The organism is Serratia sp. 2723 (assembly GCF_050434425.1).
Taxonomy (GTDB): domain Bacteria; phylum Pseudomonadota; class Gammaproteobacteria; order Enterobacterales; family Enterobacteriaceae; genus Chania.
This window is the reverse complement of the sequence record NZ_JBNDIN010000004.1, coordinates 316110-334320: the sequence shown is the minus strand read 5'-3', so window position 1 is coordinate 334320 and position 18211 is coordinate 316110. Positions and strand designations below refer to the sequence as shown.

Here is an 18211-nt window from a genome sequence, read left to right as displayed (position 1 = left end):
ATAAAACCATCACTACGATCACGTTTTTTGAATATTTGTCCGCTGTAAAAACCGATGTTCAAATTTGGTGTATATTTGTGGCATGACTCACGGTTATTGTTGAGCACTGGCGGAACAATTGCGTTCAAGATTTAAAAATGTTCAAAGAGAAGCGGGTTTATGACGATAAATGACAGTGCATTGATAATCGAACATGGCATGTGTGAGGAGGAGCAGGTCGCCCGTATCGCCTGGTTCTACTATCACGATGGGTTGACGCAAAGTGAGATCAGCGCCCGGCTCGGGCTGACGCGCCTTAAGGTTTCACGTCTGCTGGAGAAAGGGCATCAATCAGGGATCATTTGGGTGCAGATTAATTCTCGCTTTGAAGGTTGCCTGCAGTATGAAGATGCACTGAAAAAGCATTTTGACTTGAAAAACATTCGCATATTGCCCGCCTTGGCCGGGGCTGACGACAGTGCAAGGTTGGGGATCGGTGCGGCACATATGCTGATGGAATCCCTGGAGCCGCGGCAACTGTTGGCGGCGGGGTTTGGCGAGGCCACCATGAGCACGCTGAAAAGACTGAACGGCTTCATTTCTGCGCAGCAAATTCGTCTGGTTACGCTTTCCGGGGGGGTAGGGCCTTATATGGCCGGGATTGGGCAGTTGGATGCCGCCTGCAGCGTCAGTATGATCCCAGCCCCGTTGCGCGCCTCTTCTGCCGATATTGCCCGCACCCTGCGGGATGAAAATAGCGTCAGGGACGTGCTGCTGGCGGCTCAGGCTGCTGATGTCGCCGTCGTTGGGATCGGTGCGGTGAGTCAAAAAGATGCCGCCACCATCTTACGCGCTGGCTATATCACCGAAGGCGAGCAGCTGATGATTGGCCGCAAAGGTGCCGTTGGCGATATTCTCGGCTACTTTTTTGATGCCAGCGGCGAAGTCATTCCCGATATGCAAATTCATCAAGAATTGATAGGGCTGAGCTTGAGCTCGCTCGCCACCATACCTACCGTCGTCGGGGTAGCGGGGGGAAGACTAAAAGCCGAGGCGATCGTGGCGGCATTGAAGGGCGGTTATATCAACGCGTTAGTCACCGATCAGGACACGGCGGCAGAAATGCTTAAACTTATTGGAAAGTAAAGGTCATTAGCGATGTAACAGACTGTCTCACTGCCACACCTTGAAGCAACATCAGCCGAGGACAAACACATGGCTCGACTCTGTACTCCTGTCACATCAGGCCAATACCTGATGGCTCTGGATGCCGGCACCGGCAGCATTAGAGCGGTAATTTTTGATTTGGAAGGCAATCAAGTCTCAGTAGGGCAAGCCGAATGGCTACATTTGGCGGTCCCTGATGTACCGGGCTCAATGGAATTCGATCTTGCCAAAAACTGGCACCTCACCTGCCAATGCATCCAGCAGGCGTTAAAGATGGCGGCCATTGCGCCGGAGGCGATTGTGTCCGTGGCTGCGTGTTCAATGCGTGAAGGGATTGTGATCTATGATGCAGAAGGTCAGCCGATCTGGGCATGTGCCAACGTAGATGCACGGGCTACGCGTGAGGTCAGCGAGTTAAAAGAGATCCACCACCATACTTTTGAAGATGAGGTTTACCGCTGTTCAGGGCAGACGCTGGCACTCAGCGCAATGCCCCGGCTGCTGTGGTTGGCACACTACCGTCCTGATATCTATCGCCAGGCAGCCGCGGTCACCATGATCAGTGACTGGCTGGCTTATATGCTCAGCGGTGAGCTTGCGGTCGATCCGTCAAATGCCGGGACTACCGGGTTGCTTGATCTGGTCACGCGAGACTGGAGAAAAGGCCTGTTGGAAATGGCAGGTCTGCGTTCGGACATTCTTTCACCGGTAAAAGAGACGGGAACGCTGCTGGGGGCAGTGACGGACAACGCTGCCGCACTGTCCGGCCTGCGGGCTGGCACACCGGTGATTGTCGGGGGCGGTGATGTTCAATTGGGATGCGTGGGTCTAGGCATCGTCAGACCAGCGCAGACCGCCGTATTAGGAGGAACGTTCTGGCAGCAGGTGGTGAACCTTCCTGCGCCGGTTACCGATCCCAATATGAATGTGCGCATTAACCCCCATGTGATCCCGGGCATGGTTCAGGCTGAATCCATCAGCTTTTTTACCGGGCTGACCATGCGCTGGTTCCGTGATGCCTTCTGCGCCGAGGAGAAGCTGATTGGTGAACGTCTGGGCGTGGATACCTATGCCTTGCTGGAGGATATGGCCAGGCGGGTACCATCGGGTGCTCATGGCGTTATGCCCATCTTCTCCGATGTCATGCGCTTTAAGAACTGGTATCACGCCGCTCCCTCATTTATCAACCTGTCGATCGACCCGGAAAAGTGCAACAAAGCTACGTTGTTTCGTGCCCTGGAAGAGAATGCGGCTATCGTGTCGGCCTGTAACCTACAACAAATCGCCGAATTCTCAGGTGTCAAAGCCGATTCACTGGTGTTTGCAGGTGGCGGTTCAAAAGGCACGCTTTGGAGCCAGATCCTGGCCGATGTCACCGGACTGACCGTACGAGTCCCGGTGGTTAAGGAAGCGACCGCGCTGGGATGTGCTATTGCGGCTGGCGTGGGGGTAGGGGTCTATTCGTCGTTGGCAGATGCGGGGGAGAACCTGGTGCGTTGGGATAGGGAACATGTCCCGAATCCAGAAAACAGCGAGATTTATCAACAGGCACGTCAAAAATGGCAGGAGGTGTATCTGGATCAACTTGGTTTGGTCGATCACGGTTTGACGACGTCAATGTGGAAGGCTCCCGGCCTTTAGAGGAGGGGGGGCGTAAAGTCGCCACATATTTTAGGGGGACAGCCTTTCGGCAGAGCCTGAGAGCTATTAGGGAAAAAACCTAATCCTACGGCTTGGGAGGGGGAATTTAGGTTGTCGTGTACTGTTTGACATGATAATGAAATAGAATACTAAACAGGTGCTTAAAAATTCTATCCTCTCCAGGACAAGCGAGTAACAATGCAGATAATGAATGTCAAACAGGCCAGGATAATCAGTTTCATCTTTGTGATGGGGGGGATCCTGCTGCTGTTACCGTTGCATCTTCTTACCTGCTTTATGGCGGGTTTTCTGGTTTACGAGATCGTGAATATCCTTACGCCACATTTTCAGAAGGTGATTGGCGGTCATCGGGCAAGATGGCTGGTTGTGGCGGTGATCAGTACTTTGGTGGTCGGCCTGTTGATCACTATTGTGGGGAGTATCGTCGGCTATCTGATGCAGGATATGAAGAACATCTCTGGCATCAACACCCGTATTGCGTTCATCCTGCAGGATGTCCAGCAAGAGGTGGCAAAATATATGCCGGGCTATCTGCCGTTGAGTGTGGAAGAGCTGAAGAACGAGATCCTGAGCCGATTGCAACAGCACATAGCTCTGTTACAGACGATGGGCAAGAGCGTACTGCATGGCCTGGTGACCATGCTGATCGGGATGGTGCTCGGTGCCATAGTCTCACTGTATAACATTGATAGCAGCGAGGATCGGCCATTACTGAAAAGTGAGCTGATGAAAAGGATTTCGCTGCTGTCTCAGGCGTTCCGCAATATTGTGTTTGCTCAGGTTAAAATATCGGCAATCAATACCTTCTTCTCGGCTATCTTTATCCTTGGTGTGTTACCGCTGTGTGGGATCCATATCCCGTTGGCGAAAACGCTGGTGGTGTTTACCTTTATCTTTGGTCTGCTGCCGGTGATCGGCAATCTGATCTCCAATACCATTGTTTTCATCTCTGGCCTGTCGGTTTCACTCGGAGTGGCACTGATTGCGCTGCTCTACCTGATCGTGATCCACAAGTTTGAGTATTTCCTCAATGCCCGTATTGTCGGCACTAAAATCAAGGCCAATTCTTGGGAGATTTTGCTGGCGATGTTGGTCTTTGAGGCTGCATTCGGCCTGGCTGGCGTGGTTGCCGCTCCTATCTATTATGCCTATCTGAAAAGTGAACTGAGGGAAGCGAAGCTGATTTGAGGAGGTGCCATTTTTCCAAACTCTGTTGAGGTTTCTCACTGGGTACAAACGTAGGGGCGCTGCATGCTGCGCCCGCCTACAATCAAAAATGTTTCAGATTTTTTCTATAATACTCTTCAGTATCCTGCGCTGTATTAATATCCGCGTAAGATCCTCTACATCGAATACTTATTTGCTCATCTGGAATGTCAGCGATATTCCCTATCCTTCCTTTTTCATTGCTACCTACACATACATAAACTTCTTCTTCATCAGTTTCTATGCATGCGAGAAACTCATCTCGCGAGTGGGCTGTCGTTGTGGTGGATCACCTGCCCCAGCAGGTTGTAACGGTAGTAGTGGGTCAGTCCGTTGCGTTGATGGTGCTCCAGCACTTGGCTAAAGGCGTCGCGAACGAAGCGCTCGCGGCTGCCATCCGGGTATTGCACCTCGTCCAATGCTCCCTGCGCAGACCACTGGTAGTGGCAGGTATTGTCCAACGCATCGGTCTCTTATTCTGGTCTGGCAGTCTGCTTAGTGCCAGGAGCGGACATGACCAGTTTGGAATGAGTGACTAGTCGAAGCAATTGCGCAAAAACATCATGTCCAAAAGAATAAGTGGTTAGCGATGTTTAGATAATTTTCGAGTAAATTGTTGCTCAGTAATGGTACTGCCCCACTGATCGCCTTCCCATTCTTTCGACAATTCAAATCCGAATGATTCGTACAATCGTCTTGCCGCGATAAGTTTATTAAACGTCCATAATTGTACCGAAGTGAACTTCTGCTCATCACAAAAACTCATTGCTTCTGCAATGAGTTTTCTGCCCAGTCCGCTGCCACGACAGCCATCGTCAAGGATGAACCAGCGCAGATGCGCCTCATTATTTCCCAGATCCTCACCGTCAATAGCAACTGAGCCGACTATGCGCTCGTTCACCATTGCCAGCCAGATCTGATTACATGGCTTATCTAGTCGCATCGAAAAATCTGCAAGACCTGCGGCAACCTTCGCTTCAAAAAAATTGCCGAAGTCATACTCTCTGGCGTAATAACTGCCATGCATTTCAGTAATGCGGCCAATCATACCTGCATGATAACCCGAGACTATTTTGAAGCTGTTCTGCACTTTTCCTGCGGAGTTTTCGCGACAGGCTTTCAACGCGATGGCATATGAAGAAAGGTTCTTTGATACAGCCTCTTGGGTAAACGGATCGAGCTTACCGAGTGCTGCGGCTACCCGTTGGTCAGCGTAAGTGTTTATGTTCTGTACTGTCTCTCTACCCTTACCGGTGAGGCTTAATAGCTTCGTCCTGGCATCGTCAGCGGAAGGGGTTTCTTCAAGTTCTCCGGCCTCGACAAGTTTAGCGAGCATACGGCTGATGCTGGACTTCTCCAGCCCCAAAATATGCACCAGTTGAGCGGCTGTCATTGCCCCATGAGTTTCAACTTCAAGCATAGAGTGAACAGCTGAGGGAGGATAATTGGTTGCAGCAAGATTTTGGTTCATGAAACCCAGTTCACGCACCATTAAACGTGAAGCCGCGCGTATGCTTTTTATGGTCTGTAGTTCTGAAGTCATTTGCTTACCCCAACAACAATAGTTGTAACATACAACCATTAAGCTAGCGGCTTTGTCAATCTCTCACTTCATGTCTGCTCTTCGCTCGTAGCCGACATGGATTATATTCGCAAGCTCACCTTGCGGGCGGCCTGCCGGCCGTCCAAAATGTCTCTGCGCTGCGAGCCTTTTTGTCGAACCCTGTCGAGGCTTCTCACTCCTCCCGGCTTGGGGGATATGCAAAAAAAAAGTCTGAACGTTAGCTCAGACTTCTTTTTTAAAGATGGCGGTGAGGGAGGGCTTGATTCGCAAGCTCACCCTGCGGGCGGCCGGTCGGCCGTCCAAAATGTCTCTGCGATGCGAGCCATTTTGTCGAACCCTGTCGAGGCTTCTCACCCTCCCAGGCTGGGGAATATGCAAAAAAAAAGTCTGAACGTTAGCTCAGACTTCTTTTTTAAAGATGGCGGTGAGGGAGGGGTTCGAACCCTCGATACACTTACGCGTATACACACTTTCCAGGCGTGCTCCTTCAGCCACTCAGACACCTCACCGTTTTGTCATCGGCAACGGTTTACGCTGTCGACGGGCGCTAATGTAGGAGAATCTGATCCCAGCGTCAATAGCCTTGTGTCATTACCGTGTGCGTTTAGCCAAACTTCCAGCAATCTGCTGATTTGTCGCACGATCATCCCGCCTTTTCAGCGTCAATTTATCCTTGCATAGTGCGGCAAAGCGCGAAAGGATAGCTAAAAATCCACTCAAGAAGGGAACCGGCAGTGAATATCATTTTCTATCACCCGTTTTTTGATGCGCAAGATTGGCTGGCAGGGATGGCGAAGCGCTTACCACAGGCGAATATCCGGGCATGGCAGCCGGGGGACGATCGCCCGGCGGACTACGCGCTGGTATGGCGGCCACCTTATGAGATGCTGGCCAACCGCCGCGATCTGAAAGGGATCTTTGCCCTGGGTGCTGGTGTAGACGCCATCCTTGAGCAGGAACGCCAACATCCAGGTAGCCTACCGGCGGGAGTGCCGCTAATCCGGTTGGAGGATACCGGCATGGCGCAGCAGATGGATGAATATGCGTTGGCCGGCGTGTTGCGCTATTTCCGTCGTTTTGATGAGTATCAGTTGCAGCAACAGCAGCAGAACTGGTTGCCGCTTGAGCCTCATCAGCAGAGTGATTTCACCATCGGCATTCTGGGCGCCGGGGTGTTGGGGAAAAGCGTGGCGCAAAAGCTGGTGGCGTTCGGTTTTAACGTCCGCTGCTGGAGCCGCAGCCCCAAGCAGATTGAGCACGTGCAGAGTTTCGCCGGGCAACCTCAGCTAGCGGCGTTTCTTGCCGGCACGCGGCTGCTGATCAACCTGCTGCCCAATACGCCTGAAACGGCAGGTATCCTCAACCGCCAACTGTTTAGCCGTTTGGTGCCAGGCGCTTACCTGATCAACATTGCACGCGGTGCCCATCTGGTGGAAGACGATCTGCTGGCGATGTTGGCACAAGGGCAGCTGGCGGCTGCCATGCTTGACGTCTTTGTCAGCGAACCTTTACCTTCCGCTCATGCCTTCTGGCGTCATCCTCGTGTCACGATTACGCCGCATATTGCTGCTGTTACCCTGCCGGAACAGGCCATGGATCAGGTTAGCGCCAATCTCCTGCGGCTTGAGGCGGGTGAACAGCCTGCTGGCCGGGTTGATATTCAGCGTGGCTATTGATGCTTTCCCAATCCGTTAACATGCCGCTAGTGGTGTTAACTGCTATCATGAACAAGGATCGGCCTGCCATCCGCTGACCCTGGCAAGCGCCCAAGAAGGAGAAAGAATGTACCCCGTTGATTTACATATGCATACCGTAGCCAGCACCCATGCCTATAGCACCCTGCACGACTATATAGCCGAAGCGAAACACAAAGGCATCAAACTGTTCGCCATCACCGACCACGGGCCGGATATGGCCGATGCACCACACTACTGGCACTTTATGAACATGCGTGTGTGGCCACGCCTGGTGGATGGCATTGGCATTCTGCGCGGCATTGAGGCCAATATCAAAAACCTGGCCGGTGATATCGACTGCACCGGACCCATGCTCAACGAAATCGATCTGATTATTGCCGGGTTCCATGAACCGGTATTTGCACCGCAGGATCGGGCCGCCAACACCGAGGCGATGATAGCCGCCATGGCGCAGGGCGATGTCCATATCATCAGCCATCCGGGCAACCCCAAATATCCGGTCGATATCCCGGCGATAGCCGCAGCAGCAGCCAAATATCAGGTAGCGCTGGAACTGAATAACTCTTCGTTTATTCATTCCCGCAAGGGCAGTGAATCAAATTGCCGTGCGATAGCTGCCGCAGTGCGTGACGCTGGCGGCTGGCTGGCATTAGGCTCAGACTCGCACGTGGCTTTTGCTCTCGGTGGTTTTGAACACTGCGAGCGTATCCTTGAGGAGGTGAATTTCCCGCAGGAGCGCATTTTAAATGTCTCACCGCGCCGGATCCTGAACTTTCTTGAACAGCGTGGCAGACCGGCAATTGCGGAATTAGCCGATCTGTGACATCGTCACGGCAAATTTTCTGTTTTTATAGGGTGTTATCATGAATGAGTTTTCCGTTGTCTGCCGGGTTTTAGGCACGCTGTTTTACCGCCAGCCGCAGGATCCGTTGTTGGAGCCGCTGTTTACCTTGATCAAAGAGGGTAAACTGCAACAGCACTGGCCGCTCGAGCAGGACGAACTGCTGACTCGTTTGCAACAGCATTGTACCGATCCACAGTTGGCCGCCGATTTTAACGCTCTGTTTGTCGGCAGCGAATGCAGTGTTTCACCACTGCGTTCGTCCTATGTTGAAGGTGCCAGCGAAGCGGACGTGCGGGTATTTCTCCAACAGCGTGGGATGCCATTAGGCGAAGCGCCAGCCGATCATTTCGGCTCACTGCTGTTGGCCGCCTCCTGGCTGGAAGATCAGTCGCAGGAAGATGAAGTCCAGGCGCAAATCACGCTGTTTAACGAGTTCTTGCTGCCTTGGTGTGGCCGCTTCCTGGGTAAGGTTGAAGCACACGCCACCAGCGGTTTTTACCGTACCCTGGCAGAGATCGCTCGCCATGCCATCGCGGCTATGTGCGATGAGCTAGCAGAGTATGAGCAGGATGAAGAAGGGAAGGACGAAGAAGAGTAAATGAACGAGGGCGCAGCAAGCACTGCGCCCCTAAGAGCGATTAGTCGGTAAACGGGATCACCAACTGACCCGGCTTCACTTCCAACCCTTTAGCCAGTTTGAGTGCCATGGCTTCCGTTTTGCTCTTATCTGCATTAAGAACATACACCGGCTTCTGATTGAAATACGATTTCAACGACTGATTCAGGTAGGGCGACAGGGCCTTCATCACCGTATCCATCTTCTCCGGCTGCACCTGGTAATCGACCAACTCCATGTCCTTGAGGAAGATCGCCCCCTTTTCACGGTCATAGACCGGTTGCGCCTTCAACGTCAGTTGTAAATCCGCGGCCTGTGGCCCGAGGATCGAAGTAATGTTGACCTTGGCATTACCGGAAAGCGTTACCTTATTAGGCTCAGTGCGGCCAATCTGGCTCTGCAACTGGGTTAACACGATATTGGCATCAACCAACCCCGGCACGCCGATCTGCTTTTGGTAGTCGTTGTGTTTTTGCAGGTAATTATTCACTTCCTGCTCGCTGACGCTGTATTGGGTAAGCTGGTTACAGCCGATAAGCGTACCGGCAACGACCAGGGCGGTCACGCCCATCAGGATCTTCTTCATTCAAACCTCGTAAAACGAAAATGCGGCAGACTTTGCCTGTTGCAAACCAAAGGTGACTGCCAACAAAGAAAAATTTCAGCTCGCAGGATAACAGATGACGCGGCGCAAAGGGTTTTTTACCTAGTCGGATAAGGCTGAAATTACCTATCGCCGCAACCGCCATACCAGCAGCATCACGCCTCCCAGACAGGTTAGCCCGCCGAGCGCAGGGAACAGAGGAATGCCCCACAGCTGGCTGGTGGAACGCATCAGATAGGGAGCCAGCCCCAGAGCGAATGCCGCCGTGACGATCGCAATGGCCAGCGTGACCGCTGCGCGTTCCAGAGCCTTGCTGAGTTGGTTAAGGTTCTTGACGTTGATTTCGGCATCGATCTTGCCCTGCTTTAACCGGCGCATCAGCAAGCGAATGGCCTGCGGCAGTTCCTCTCCGGCATCCAGTGCCTCCCCCCCCAGCAATAGAGCACGACGGCGCAGCGCTTCGGGTGTATAGCGCTGGAGCATTACCTGACGCAACATCGGTTTCAGGGTGGCAACGATATCGAAGGCGGGATCCAGGCGGTGCAAAACGCCATCTGCGGTGATCAATGCCTTAAATAACAGCACCAGATCGGGAGGTAACGGTAGTTGGTGCTCGCGGGCCATCACCAACAGATCGGTGAGTGCCTTGCCTAGCGTCAGGGTGGTCGAAGCCTGTTTATCAAGAAAGTTTTGCGCTGCCTGTTCCAGATCGGTCAGATCCAGTTCCTGGCTGTCAGACCAGGCGATCAGCGTATTGACGATGCCGTCGCTCTGGCGCTCCGCAATGGCCTGCAGCAACAGCAGAAGCTGGTTACGCCGCCGCTCCGACAGTTGGCCAACCATGCCAAAGTCGATAAACCCGACGTGGTTGTCGCCCAGGGCCATCACGTTACCGGGGTGAGGATCGGCGTGATAAAGCCGATGTTCCAGCACCATGGTCATAAAAGCCTGCGCGCCACGCTGTGCCAGCAACGGGCCGTCGAAACCGGCAGCGGCTAATTGCTGTGGATTTTCGGGGGCAATGCCGGGCAGATATTGTTGTACCAGCAGGCGTTTTGACGAGTGCTGCCAATAAATTTTCGGTATTACCACTTCGGGCTGTTTGGCAAAGTGTTCCGCAACCCGATCGCAATTATTACCTTCATGCGTCAGATCCAGCTCGTGGTTAAGCGCGGTGGCCAGCGTTTGCACCATCTGGTGTGGGCGATAACGCGCCAGCGCCGGGCTTTGTTGTTCCACGGTTTCCGCCAGATAGGCTAACAGGCGCAGGTCGGCATGAATGGTTTTGGCTAATCCAGGGCGCAACACTTTCACCACCACCGACTCGCCACTGTGCAGGCGGGCGCGGTAGATTTGCGCCATGGAGGCGGCGGCTAGCGGGATCGGATCGAACTGGGCAAACACCTGCTGAGGGTCGCCGTCCAGATCGGCGGTGATCTGCGCGACCAGCTTTTCCCAGGGGAGGGTTGTCGCCTGGCTATGCAGGCGCTCAAGCTCGTCGGTCCAGCGTTGTTCCAGCAGGTCGGTGCGGGTGGCCAGGATCTGGCCGAATTTAACGAAGGTTGGCCCCAGGGCTTCCAGGGCCGCGCGCAGGCGTTCTGGCAATGTCTGATTATCGACCTCCACGCCGCCGCTGCTCAGGCCGCCCAGCAATTTGCCTAACCCGAGCAGCCTGATAACGTCCTGCAAACCGTAGCGGATCAGTACGGATGAGATTTCTTGCAGCCTGGTGCGGTCACGAGCGGTGACAAAAAACATTTTTAACATCTGCGCGCGACTCCCTTATCGCCGTTGCGGATCATTGCTCCATATCGAACAACAACGGAATATCAACGCGCTGCGCCATGTGGTTGCGGTAAGCCTCCACGTTGTCCGGCAGGGCGACACCGGCCACGATCGACAGCGAGCGTAACAGTGGGAACAGATGGATGTCATCGTCACTGAGAGTGCCGTTGACCGCTTCCGATGACTGGATCAGTGGGGAGAGCGTGGCCAGATCTTTTTCCAACTGGGCGATCAGGTCGGCACTGTCGGCCAGTAGCACGGCAAAATCACCGCTGGCTGCCTGTTTTTTGTCGCTGAAATAGCGGCGCGCGTTGTCAGTGGCGAACTCTTCGAAATCGGCATTGGCAAAGCGCGGTAACAGCAGTTTGTTGACGTAGGTGGCGGTGTGTTGCAACCACGCGGCGATGGCCGGATTGGTTTTCCCCGTCAGTAACGGTTTGCCGTCCAGGTTATCGATGTAATGCACGATATCCATGCTTTCGGGCAGATAGCTGCCGTCGTCTTTTTGCAGGATTGGCGCCATTTTCTTGCCGATCATGCTGGTGGGAGTGATTTCGTCATCGCTTAGCAGGGTCACAAAACGCACCGGTAAATCCTTGAGGCCGAATATCATGCGGGCCTTTACGCAGAATGGGCAGTGATCGTAAATAAACAGTTTCATGCATGCTCCTGTTGTCAGGTTTAGCAGCCAGTCTGGGCCGCTGCGCAGGTTGTAGTGGGATGATGGGCCATCATAAGCCTTTCCGCGCCGTTTTTTGTACTATCAGGATAGCAACTTTGGCAGATTTGGTCGCCAGAGACTGGGCGCAAGGGATGCGCCCGGGCAAAAATCAGCCACCACGGAGGATTGCGGGGGCAGTGGCACGCGGATTAAACTGCCAGTACAGGGCAAACAGCGTGATAAAGCCCACCAGCCCCAGCAGGAACCAGGGTAACTCCGGCATGCCCATCGTATTACCGGTGTCATACATCCAGCCACCGCCGGTATAACCCAATGCACCACCGAGCGCCAACCCCAGGCGGCTAAAGCCCATATAGCTGCCGCGCGCCCGTGAATCGGCCAGCGAGGCGCTCAGGGTCTCACGTGCCGGTTCGGCGATGATCGATCCCAGGTAGAAGCAGCAGATCAGAGTAAACACCGCTTGCAGACTGGTGGCAAAGCCGACGGGCAGCAGGCTGAGTGTCATCAGCAGCAAGCCGGCCATCAGGCGTTGCTCCAGCCGGAAGTGCTTTTCACTCCAGCGGGCCAGCGGGTATAGCAATGAGAGCGATAGCGCGGCTTCGATGGCATACATCCATTTGACCGCCGACGGCGAACCGGCGATCTCGTTGACCACGATTGGCAGCATCAGCATCACCTGCACCGACAGCATGTAATACCCGGTCAACGTCAACACATAGGTCAGGAAGCGGCGATCGCGCAGCACGCGCATCATACCTTCCTTCATCGGTGCCCGTATGGTAGAGATCCGGTAATTGGGTAACAGCCAGGCGTTCCAACCTGCGGCCAGCACGAAAATACCGGCACCTACCCAGCAGACGAAATGGAAATCGTACTGCAACAGCCAACTGCCGATTAACGCACCGATCACGGCACCGGCGCTGTCTTGCATCATCAGCAGCGAATAGAAACGGCTGCGCTCATGTGGGCGAGTCAGTTTGATCACCAGCGCGGTGCGGGGCGGATCGAACAGGGTGCCGCCAATGGCGGACAGCGCGCAGGAAAACCACAGTATCCAGGGTTGATCGGCCATCGCCATGGTGGCAAAGCCCGCGGCACGCAGCAGCATGCCGGTGACGATCATCGGTTTGGCGCCAAAACGGTCGGCAATCGCCCCGCCAAAGATCCCCAATCCCTGCTGAATGAGTTGGCGTAACCCCAGGGCCAGGCCCACGACGACGGCCGCCCAGCCAAGTTGATCGACAAAGCGAATGGAAATAAGTGGGAAGACGACGAAAAAGCCTAAAACCACCAACAGGTTATCGAACAATAAAAAATACTTACCCAAGCTGCGAGCTTGCGATACCAGAGACATGCTTCACCACGAGCAATTAAAAGGAGAGGAAGACTACCAGGTTATTCTCTACCCAATATGTAATGACTGATAGGGGGGTGATAGATAATATTTTTTAATCGTCAATACGTTACCTGAGTGGCAAAACTACACTTAAAAATGGGCCAAACGACTGACTGGCTATTTACTGAGCGCTCAGGGGCTTACCTGCCGGGCGGGCTACGGTTATATTACCGGGGGAATGCGCGGTTCTGCGCCGATAGTCTGCCATGAGTCATGCGAGATAACGCCTGAGCCTGGAGACGTTGACCCCATCAATACTTCTTATCGAACCGTTCTGACCGCGGGGGAAATGATGTTTGGCTATCGCTCTGCATCACCGAAAGTACGCCTTACCACCGACCGGCTGGTTGTCCGTTTAGTTCACGAACGCGACGCCTACCGCCTGGCCGAATACTATGCCGAAAATCGGGCGTTCCTGAAGCCCTGGGAGCCGGTGCGCGATGATAGCCACTGTTACCCCTCTGGCTGGCAAGCCCGCCTGGCTATGATCACGGAAATGCAAAAGCAGGGCAGTGCCTACTATTTTATCCTGCTAGATCCGGAAGAACTTCATGTGTGCGGCGTCGCCAACTTCAGCAATGTGCTTCGCGGCTCGTTCCATGCCTGTTTCCTGGGGTATTCCCTGGGTGAAAAGTGGCAAGGGCAGGGGTTGATGTACGAGGCATTGCAAACGGCCATCCGTTATATGCAGCGCCAACAGCGGATGCATCGCATTATGGCCAACTATATGCCGCATAACCAACGCAGCGGTGCGTTGCTGACCCGGCTCGGTTTTGAACGCGAAGGCTATGCCAAGGATTACCTGCTGATCGACGGACAGTGGCAGGATCATGTGCTGACCGCATTGACCAATAAAGAGTGGCAACCGCCACGCTGAGGCCGTAACAATGAAATATGAATTAAATGCCAAAGAAGCCAGAGTGATCGGCTGCATGTTGGAAAAGCAGGTGACCACGCCTGACCAATATCCCCTTTCTCTTAATGCCATTACGCTGGCCTGTAATCAAAAAACCAACCGCGAGCCGGTAATGGAGCTGTCGGAAAGTGAAGTCCAACAGCAGCTTGACTTGCTGTTAAGAAGGCACTTCTTGCGCACCCTGAGTGGCTTTGGCAACCGCGTCGTGAAGTATGAGCAGCGTTTTTGCAACTCCGAGTTCGGCCACCTGAAGCTGTCACCGGCCGAACTGGCGGTGATTGCAACCCTGCTATTACGTGGCGCACAGACGCCGGGTGAACTGCGTACCCGCACCAACCGGATGCATGAATTCAACGACGTCAGCGAAGTGGAAGAGGTGTTGCAACAGTTGACGACCCGTGAAGATGGGCCGTTCGTCGTGCGTTTGCCACGCGAGCCAGGCAAACGTGAGAGCCGGTTTATGCATCTGTTCAGCGGCCAGATTGATGCGGCTCCGGCCGAAGCCGAGGAGGCAAACGCGGGTGAACTGGCTGAACGCGTGGTGCGCTTGGAGGCCGAAGTCGCCGAATTGAAGCAACAGATACAGCAACTGTTGGCGCGGGGTCAACATGAGTAAACTGCGTATCGGGGTAGTGGGTTTGGGCGGTATCGCGCAAAAGGCTTACCTGCCAATTCTCTCTCAGGCGGTGGACTGGCAGCTTATCGGCGGCTTCTCACCGAATCAGCAAAAGGCCCGGCCGGTATGCGACAGCTATCGTATGCCCTATTTCTCTCGCCTTGATAGTCTGGCGCAACAGTGTGATGCGGTGTTCGTACACAGCAGCACCGCCAGCCATTTTCAGGTAGTGGGTGAACTGCTGGCGCAGGGCGTACACGTCTATGTCGATAAACCGCTGGCGGAAACGTTGGAGCAGGGCGAGCAGTTGATCGAGCTGGCCGCAAAGCAGGGCGTGGCACTGATGGTGGGCTTCAACCGCCGTTTTGCGCCACTGTATCGCCAACTGAAACAGCAAATGCAGCTACCGGCCTCGATCCGCATGGACAAACACCGCGCCGATAGCGTGGGGCCAAAGGATCTGCGATTCACCTTGCTGGATGACTATCTGCACGTGGTGGATACTGCGCTGTGGCTGGGAGGCGGTAGCACCAGCTTGCAGAGTGGCCAACTGCGTACAAACGAAGCGGGTGAGATGCTCTACGCGGAACACCACTTTGCCTGCGGCGATACCAACGTTACGACCAGTATGCACCGGCGTGCAGGCAGCCAACGGGAGAGTGTGCAGGCAGTCACCAACGGCGCGATCTATCAGCTGAACGATATGCGTCAATGGCTGCGGGAAGACCCGCAAGGCGTGGTCGAGAAACCCGCCCCAGGCTGGCAAACCTCGTTGGAACAACGCGGTTTTTCCGGTGCGGTGCAGCATTTTATTCAGTCCATCAGCAACCAGACCGTGCCGGACACCGCCGGAGAACAGGCCATTTACGCCCAGCGATTGATCGAGAAAATGCTGCGTGATGCCAGTTAACCCCATGTAACATATGGCGGTAGCTATTAGCGGCGTGGAGCCGTAGACTAACGCCACTCAACTGACGCCTGCCGATGCAGGCGTTGATATTTACCCGTCGTACTCATCAGAAAAACCACATGAATCTACTTAAATCACTGGCAGCCGTTAGCTCGATGACCATGTTTTCACGGGTGCTGGGCTTTGCGCGTGATGCCATCGTGGCACGCGTTTTTGGGGCAGGAATGGCCACGGATGCTTTCTTCGTGGCATTCAAGCTGCCAAACCTTTTACGCCGCATCTTTGCGGAAGGGGCTTTCTCCCAGGCGTTTGTGCCGATCCTGGCAGAATACAAAAACCAGCAGGGAGAAGAGGCGACGCGCACCTTTGTTGCCTACGTTTCCGGGCTGTTGACGCTGGTGCTGGCGGTGGTGACCGTGCTTGGCATGCTGGCCGCGCCCTGGGTGATCTTCGTTACGGCCCCTGGTTTTACCGATACGCCGGATAAGTTTGCCCTGACCTCGTCGCTGTTGCGTATCACCTTCCCTTATATCCTGCTGATTTCGTTGGCCTCGCTGGTGGGGGCGATCCTTAACACCTGGAACCGTTTCTCCATTCCGGCCTTTGCGCCAACGTTGTTGAACGTCAGCATGATCGGCTTTGCGCTGTTTGCCGCGCCGTATTTCAATCCGCCGGTGCTGGCTTTGGCGTGGGCGGTGGTGGCGGGGGGCGTGCTGCAACTGGGCTATCAATTACCTCACCTCAAGAAAATCGGCATGCTGGTATTGCCGCGTCTGAAGTTGAATGACGCGGGCGTATGGCGCGTGATGCGTCAGATGGGGCCGGCGATCCTGGGGGTTTCGGTCAGCCAGATCTCGCTGATCATCAACACCATCTTCGCCTCATTCCTGGTCTCCGGTTCGGTTTCGTGGATGTATTATGCCGATCGCCTGATGGAGTTCCCGTCTGGGGTGTTGGGTGTGGCTTTGGGAACCATCCTGCTCCCGTCCTTGGCGAAGAGCTTCTCCAGTGGTAACCATGACCAATATAACCGCCTGATGGACTGGGGCCTGCGTCTGTGCTTTGTGCTGGCTTTGCCGAGTGCCATTGCGTTAGGCATCCTGGCCAAGCCGTTAACCGTTTCGCTGTTTCAGTACGGCAAGTTCTCCGCCTTTGATGCGGCGATGACCCAGCGTGCGCTGGTGGCCTATTCGGTTGGCTTGATGGGCCTGATCGTGGTGAAAGTGTTGGCACCGGGTTTCTACTCGCGCCAGGACATCAAAACGCCGGTCAAGATTGCCATCATTACGCTGATCCTGACCCAGGTGATGAACCTGATATTTATTGGCCCACTGAAACATGCCGGGCTTTCGCTGTCGATTGGTCTGGGGGCCTGTCTGAATGCTTCACTGTTGTATTGGCAACTGCGCAAGCAGGATATTTTCCAACCGCAACCCGGTTGGGCGATGTTCCTGTTCAAGCTGATAGTGGCCGTACTAGTGATGGCAGCGGTACTGCTTGGTGTGATGTGGCTGATGCCGGAATGGGATCAGGGCAATATGCTGGCTCGCTTGCTGCGTCTGGCGGTCGTGGTGGCCGCGGGGATTGTTGCCTACTTCGCGGTGTTGGGGATCCTTGGGTTCCGCCCTAGAGACTTCGCTCGGCGGGTAGATTGACTTCCAACCGCTAATCACCAGATAACAAAAAGGTCGCTAATGCGACCTCAGACAGGTGACTAACCCCACTTTTTCAGGTGGGGTTCTTCTTTTTAGTGACCGCAGGTTGCGATCGCGATAATTTCCATAACCACATTAGTTGATCTGTATTCTCGTCTATAGAAGCCTTCTGTTCCTTCTGAACCTCGTTCAGCCACATATAAAGACGCTAAAGAAGCGCCAACAGCGCCATCTTCTTCATATTCTGCGCCGTGACTGCAAGCAGACACGGCATCTGCACTTTTAACAGACCACGGAACCGCGCATATCTCTGCCCATGATGTTGTTTCGCATCCGCGAAGCTTCTCACCAGCGTTTCCTTACGCCGTGCGTAGACCTTTTTGCCCCATTTTGTCAGCCGCAACCTATTGGTCTCCTCTTTCGACGCCTCCCAGACGGGCCGCGTTATCGTTTTCTGTACTTTGCTGTTCTGCGTACACTGCTGCGTCTGCTCACACCGTTGACACACTGTAGGATCTGAACGGTAATGCTGAGTTAATACGCACGGATTATTCTTTCACATACACTATGTTGATCATGTAGAAACCAGACTTTTGAAGACCATTAAATTTTTAATGGAGAATAGGGGGGTTAAATAAGCTAATGACTGAGAATATTACTCATGCCGGGATCTAAATCGCTTTGCTTAAAATAGCGTATTTTGACCAATATTCAATTGGGTATGTGTTTATGAAGGATGGCGAGCTCGACGTTAGGAGGATAGTAGTTTTATAAGTCAGAATAGCTGTTAATGATGTGTTCATTGTTAGAAAAAAAATGCAATAACATGAAGCGCATCACGTTTTTGACCTTAAAATGCGCTTTTATGTGTATTTCACACAGTGTTATTGATAATAGATATCATCTACGGAG

At 53.9% G+C, this 18211-nt stretch carries 16 protein-coding genes, 1 tRNA gene, 1 other RNA gene and 1 pseudogene; 10 read left to right on the top strand and 9 right to left on the bottom strand.

Annotated features, from left to right (window positions below; translation table 11 throughout):
* Positions 1-159 precede the first annotated feature (159 nt).
* The 3 genes from lsrR (at position 160) to ABIE29_RS08570 (ending at position 3996) form a co-directional block, all read left to right on the top strand.
* A complete protein-coding gene (gene lsrR / locus ABIE29_RS08580) occupies positions 160-1125 on the top strand; it encodes a transcriptional regulator LsrR (RefSeq protein ID WP_429617939.1) in 966 nt (321 codons plus the stop codon).
* Between the two features lie 69 nt (positions 1126-1194).
* Positions 1195-2787, top strand: a complete 1593-nt coding sequence (gene lsrK / locus ABIE29_RS08575) for an autoinducer-2 kinase (RefSeq protein ID WP_429617938.1) — start codon at positions 1195-1197, stop codon at positions 2785-2787.
* Positions 2788-2985: 198 nt separating this feature from the next.
* On the top strand, positions 2986-3996 hold the full coding sequence (locus ABIE29_RS08570; protein ID WP_429617936.1) for an AI-2E family transporter: 1011 nt from the start codon (positions 2986-2988) through the stop codon (positions 3994-3996).
* A 275-nt stretch (positions 3997-4271) separates the two neighbouring features.
* Here the strand turns inward: ABIE29_RS08570 and ABIE29_RS08565 are convergent, their stop codons facing one another.
* From ABIE29_RS08565 to ABIE29_RS08550, 4 genes are all read right to left on the bottom strand, one after another.
* Positions 4272-4475 (bottom strand): hypothetical protein, encoded by a 204-nt coding sequence (locus ABIE29_RS08565; protein ID WP_429617935.1) that lies wholly within the window; start codon positions 4473-4475, stop codon positions 4272-4274.
* Positions 4476-4597: 122 nt separating this feature from the next.
* Entirely contained in the window at positions 4598-5557 is a 960-nt protein-coding gene (locus ABIE29_RS08560; RefSeq protein WP_429617934.1) for a bifunctional helix-turn-helix transcriptional regulator/GNAT family N-acetyltransferase, read from the bottom strand.
* Between the two features lie 263 nt (positions 5558-5820).
* Positions 5821-5952, bottom strand: a non-coding RNA gene (locus ABIE29_RS08555) — RtT sRNA.
* 45 nt (positions 5953-5997) lie between these two features.
* Positions 5998-6087: transfer RNA gene (locus tag ABIE29_RS08550), tRNA-Ser, on the bottom strand.
* Positions 6088-6312: 225 nt separating this feature from the next.
* Here ABIE29_RS08550 and ghrA point away from each other — a divergent pair.
* The 3 genes from ghrA to ABIE29_RS08535 all read left to right on the top strand — a co-directional run bounded on the left by ghrA (position 6313) and on the right by ABIE29_RS08535 (position 8717).
* Entirely contained in the window at positions 6313-7254 is a 942-nt protein-coding gene (gene ghrA, locus ABIE29_RS08545; protein WP_429617932.1) for a glyoxylate/hydroxypyruvate reductase GhrA, read from the top strand.
* A 106-nt stretch (positions 7255-7360) separates the two neighbouring features.
* The gene (locus ABIE29_RS08540) at positions 7361-8098 is read left to right on the top strand and encodes a phosphatase (protein WP_429617931.1); all 738 of its coding nucleotides are present in this window, start codon (positions 7361-7363) and stop codon (positions 8096-8098) included.
* A gap of 40 nt (positions 8099-8138) precedes the next feature.
* Positions 8139-8717, top strand: coding sequence for a TorD/DmsD family molecular chaperone (locus tag ABIE29_RS08535; RefSeq protein ID WP_024530477.1), 579 nt, complete (start codon positions 8139-8141; stop codon positions 8715-8717).
* Between the two features lie 40 nt (positions 8718-8757).
* On the opposite strand, the gene ABIE29_RS08530 is transcribed toward ABIE29_RS08535, so the two are convergent.
* The 4 genes from ABIE29_RS08530 to mdtH all read right to left on the bottom strand — a co-directional run bounded on the left by ABIE29_RS08530 (position 8758) and on the right by mdtH (position 13160).
* Positions 8758-9321: a lipoprotein gene (locus tag ABIE29_RS08530; RefSeq protein WP_429617930.1), complete on the bottom strand. Its 564-nt coding sequence runs from the start codon at positions 9319-9321 to the stop codon at positions 8758-8760.
* A 144-nt stretch (positions 9322-9465) separates the two neighbouring features.
* The gene (locus tag ABIE29_RS08525) at positions 9466-11106 is read right to left on the bottom strand and encodes an ABC1 kinase family protein (RefSeq protein WP_429617929.1); all 1641 of its coding nucleotides are present in this window, start codon (positions 11104-11106) and stop codon (positions 9466-9468) included.
* Positions 11107-11137: 31 nt separating this feature from the next.
* Positions 11138-11785 carry a glutaredoxin 2 gene (gene grxB / locus ABIE29_RS08520; protein WP_429617927.1) on the bottom strand — a complete coding sequence of 216 codons (648 nt, stop codon included), beginning with the start codon at positions 11783-11785 and terminating at the stop codon, positions 11138-11140.
* A gap of 169 nt (positions 11786-11954) precedes the next feature.
* Positions 11955-13160: a multidrug efflux MFS transporter MdtH gene (gene mdtH, locus ABIE29_RS08515; RefSeq protein WP_429617925.1), complete on the bottom strand. Its 1206-nt coding sequence runs from the start codon at positions 13158-13160 to the stop codon at positions 11955-11957.
* A 334-nt stretch (positions 13161-13494) separates the two neighbouring features.
* Between mdtH and rimJ the strand changes: the two genes are divergently transcribed.
* From rimJ to murJ, 4 genes are all read left to right on the top strand, one after another.
* Positions 13495-14079, top strand: coding sequence for a ribosomal protein S5-alanine N-acetyltransferase (rimJ, locus tag ABIE29_RS08510; protein ID WP_429618083.1), 585 nt, complete (start codon positions 13495-13497; stop codon positions 14077-14079).
* Positions 14080-14089: 10 nt separating this feature from the next.
* The gene (locus tag ABIE29_RS08505) at positions 14090-14734 is read left to right on the top strand and encodes a YceH family protein (RefSeq protein WP_429617923.1); all 645 of its coding nucleotides are present in this window, start codon (positions 14090-14092) and stop codon (positions 14732-14734) included.
* On the top strand, positions 14727-15644 hold the full coding sequence (locus tag ABIE29_RS08500) for a Gfo/Idh/MocA family protein (RefSeq protein WP_429617921.1): 918 nt from the start codon (positions 14727-14729) through the stop codon (positions 15642-15644). Before ABIE29_RS08505 ends, ABIE29_RS08500 begins: the two co-directional genes overlap by 8 nt.
* A 119-nt stretch (positions 15645-15763) precedes the next feature.
* Positions 15764-17299: a murein biosynthesis integral membrane protein MurJ gene (gene murJ, locus ABIE29_RS08495; RefSeq protein ID WP_429617920.1), complete on the top strand. Its 1536-nt coding sequence runs from the start codon at positions 15764-15766 to the stop codon at positions 17297-17299.
* Between the two features lie 208 nt (positions 17300-17507).
* On the opposite strand, the pseudogene ABIE29_RS08490 reads toward murJ, so the two are convergent.
* Positions 17508-17831 (bottom strand): annotated as a pseudogene (locus ABIE29_RS08490) (transposase); the annotation flags it as partial.
* Between the last annotated feature and the right edge of the window lie 380 nt (positions 17832-18211).

Bases quoted from the DNA above. Each gene is read 5' to 3' on its own strand.
- ABIE29_RS08500 (WP_429617921.1), top strand. From the start codon at position 14,727: ATGAGTAAACTGCGTATCGGGGTAGTGGGTTTGGGCGGTATCGCGCAA.
- murJ (WP_429617920.1), top strand. From the start codon at position 15,764: ATGAATCTACTTAAATCACTGGCAGCCGTTAGCTCGATGACCATGTTT.
- ABIE29_RS08505 (WP_429617923.1), top strand. From the start codon at position 14,090: ATGAAATATGAATTAAATGCCAAAGAAGCCAGAGTGATCGGCTGCATG.
- ABIE29_RS08530 (WP_429617930.1), bottom strand. From the start codon at position 9,321: ATGAAGAAGATCCTGATGGGCGTGACCGCCCTGGTCGTTGCCGGTACG.
- ABIE29_RS08540 (WP_429617931.1), top strand. From the start codon at position 7,361: ATGTACCCCGTTGATTTACATATGCATACCGTAGCCAGCACCCATGCC.
- ABIE29_RS08535 (WP_024530477.1), top strand. From the start codon at position 8,139: ATGAATGAGTTTTCCGTTGTCTGCCGGGTTTTAGGCACGCTGTTTTAC.
- lsrK (WP_429617938.1), top strand. From the start codon at position 1,195: ATGGCTCGACTCTGTACTCCTGTCACATCAGGCCAATACCTGATGGCT.
- grxB (WP_429617927.1), bottom strand. From the start codon at position 11,785: ATGAAACTGTTTATTTACGATCACTGCCCATTCTGCGTAAAGGCCCGC.
- ABIE29_RS08570 (WP_429617936.1), top strand. From the start codon at position 2,986: ATGCAGATAATGAATGTCAAACAGGCCAGGATAATCAGTTTCATCTTT.
- ABIE29_RS08560 (WP_429617934.1), bottom strand. From the start codon at position 5,557: ATGACTTCAGAACTACAGACCATAAAAAGCATACGCGCGGCTTCACGT.
- ABIE29_RS08525 (WP_429617929.1), bottom strand. From the start codon at position 11,106: ATGTTAAAAATGTTTTTTGTCACCGCTCGTGACCGCACCAGGCTGCAA.
- mdtH (WP_429617925.1), bottom strand. From the start codon at position 13,160: ATGTCTCTGGTATCGCAAGCTCGCAGCTTGGGTAAGTATTTTTTATTG.
- rimJ (WP_429618083.1), top strand. From the start codon at position 13,495: ATGTTTGGCTATCGCTCTGCATCACCGAAAGTACGCCTTACCACCGAC.
- lsrR (WP_429617939.1), top strand. From the start codon at position 160: ATGACGATAAATGACAGTGCATTGATAATCGAACATGGCATGTGTGAG.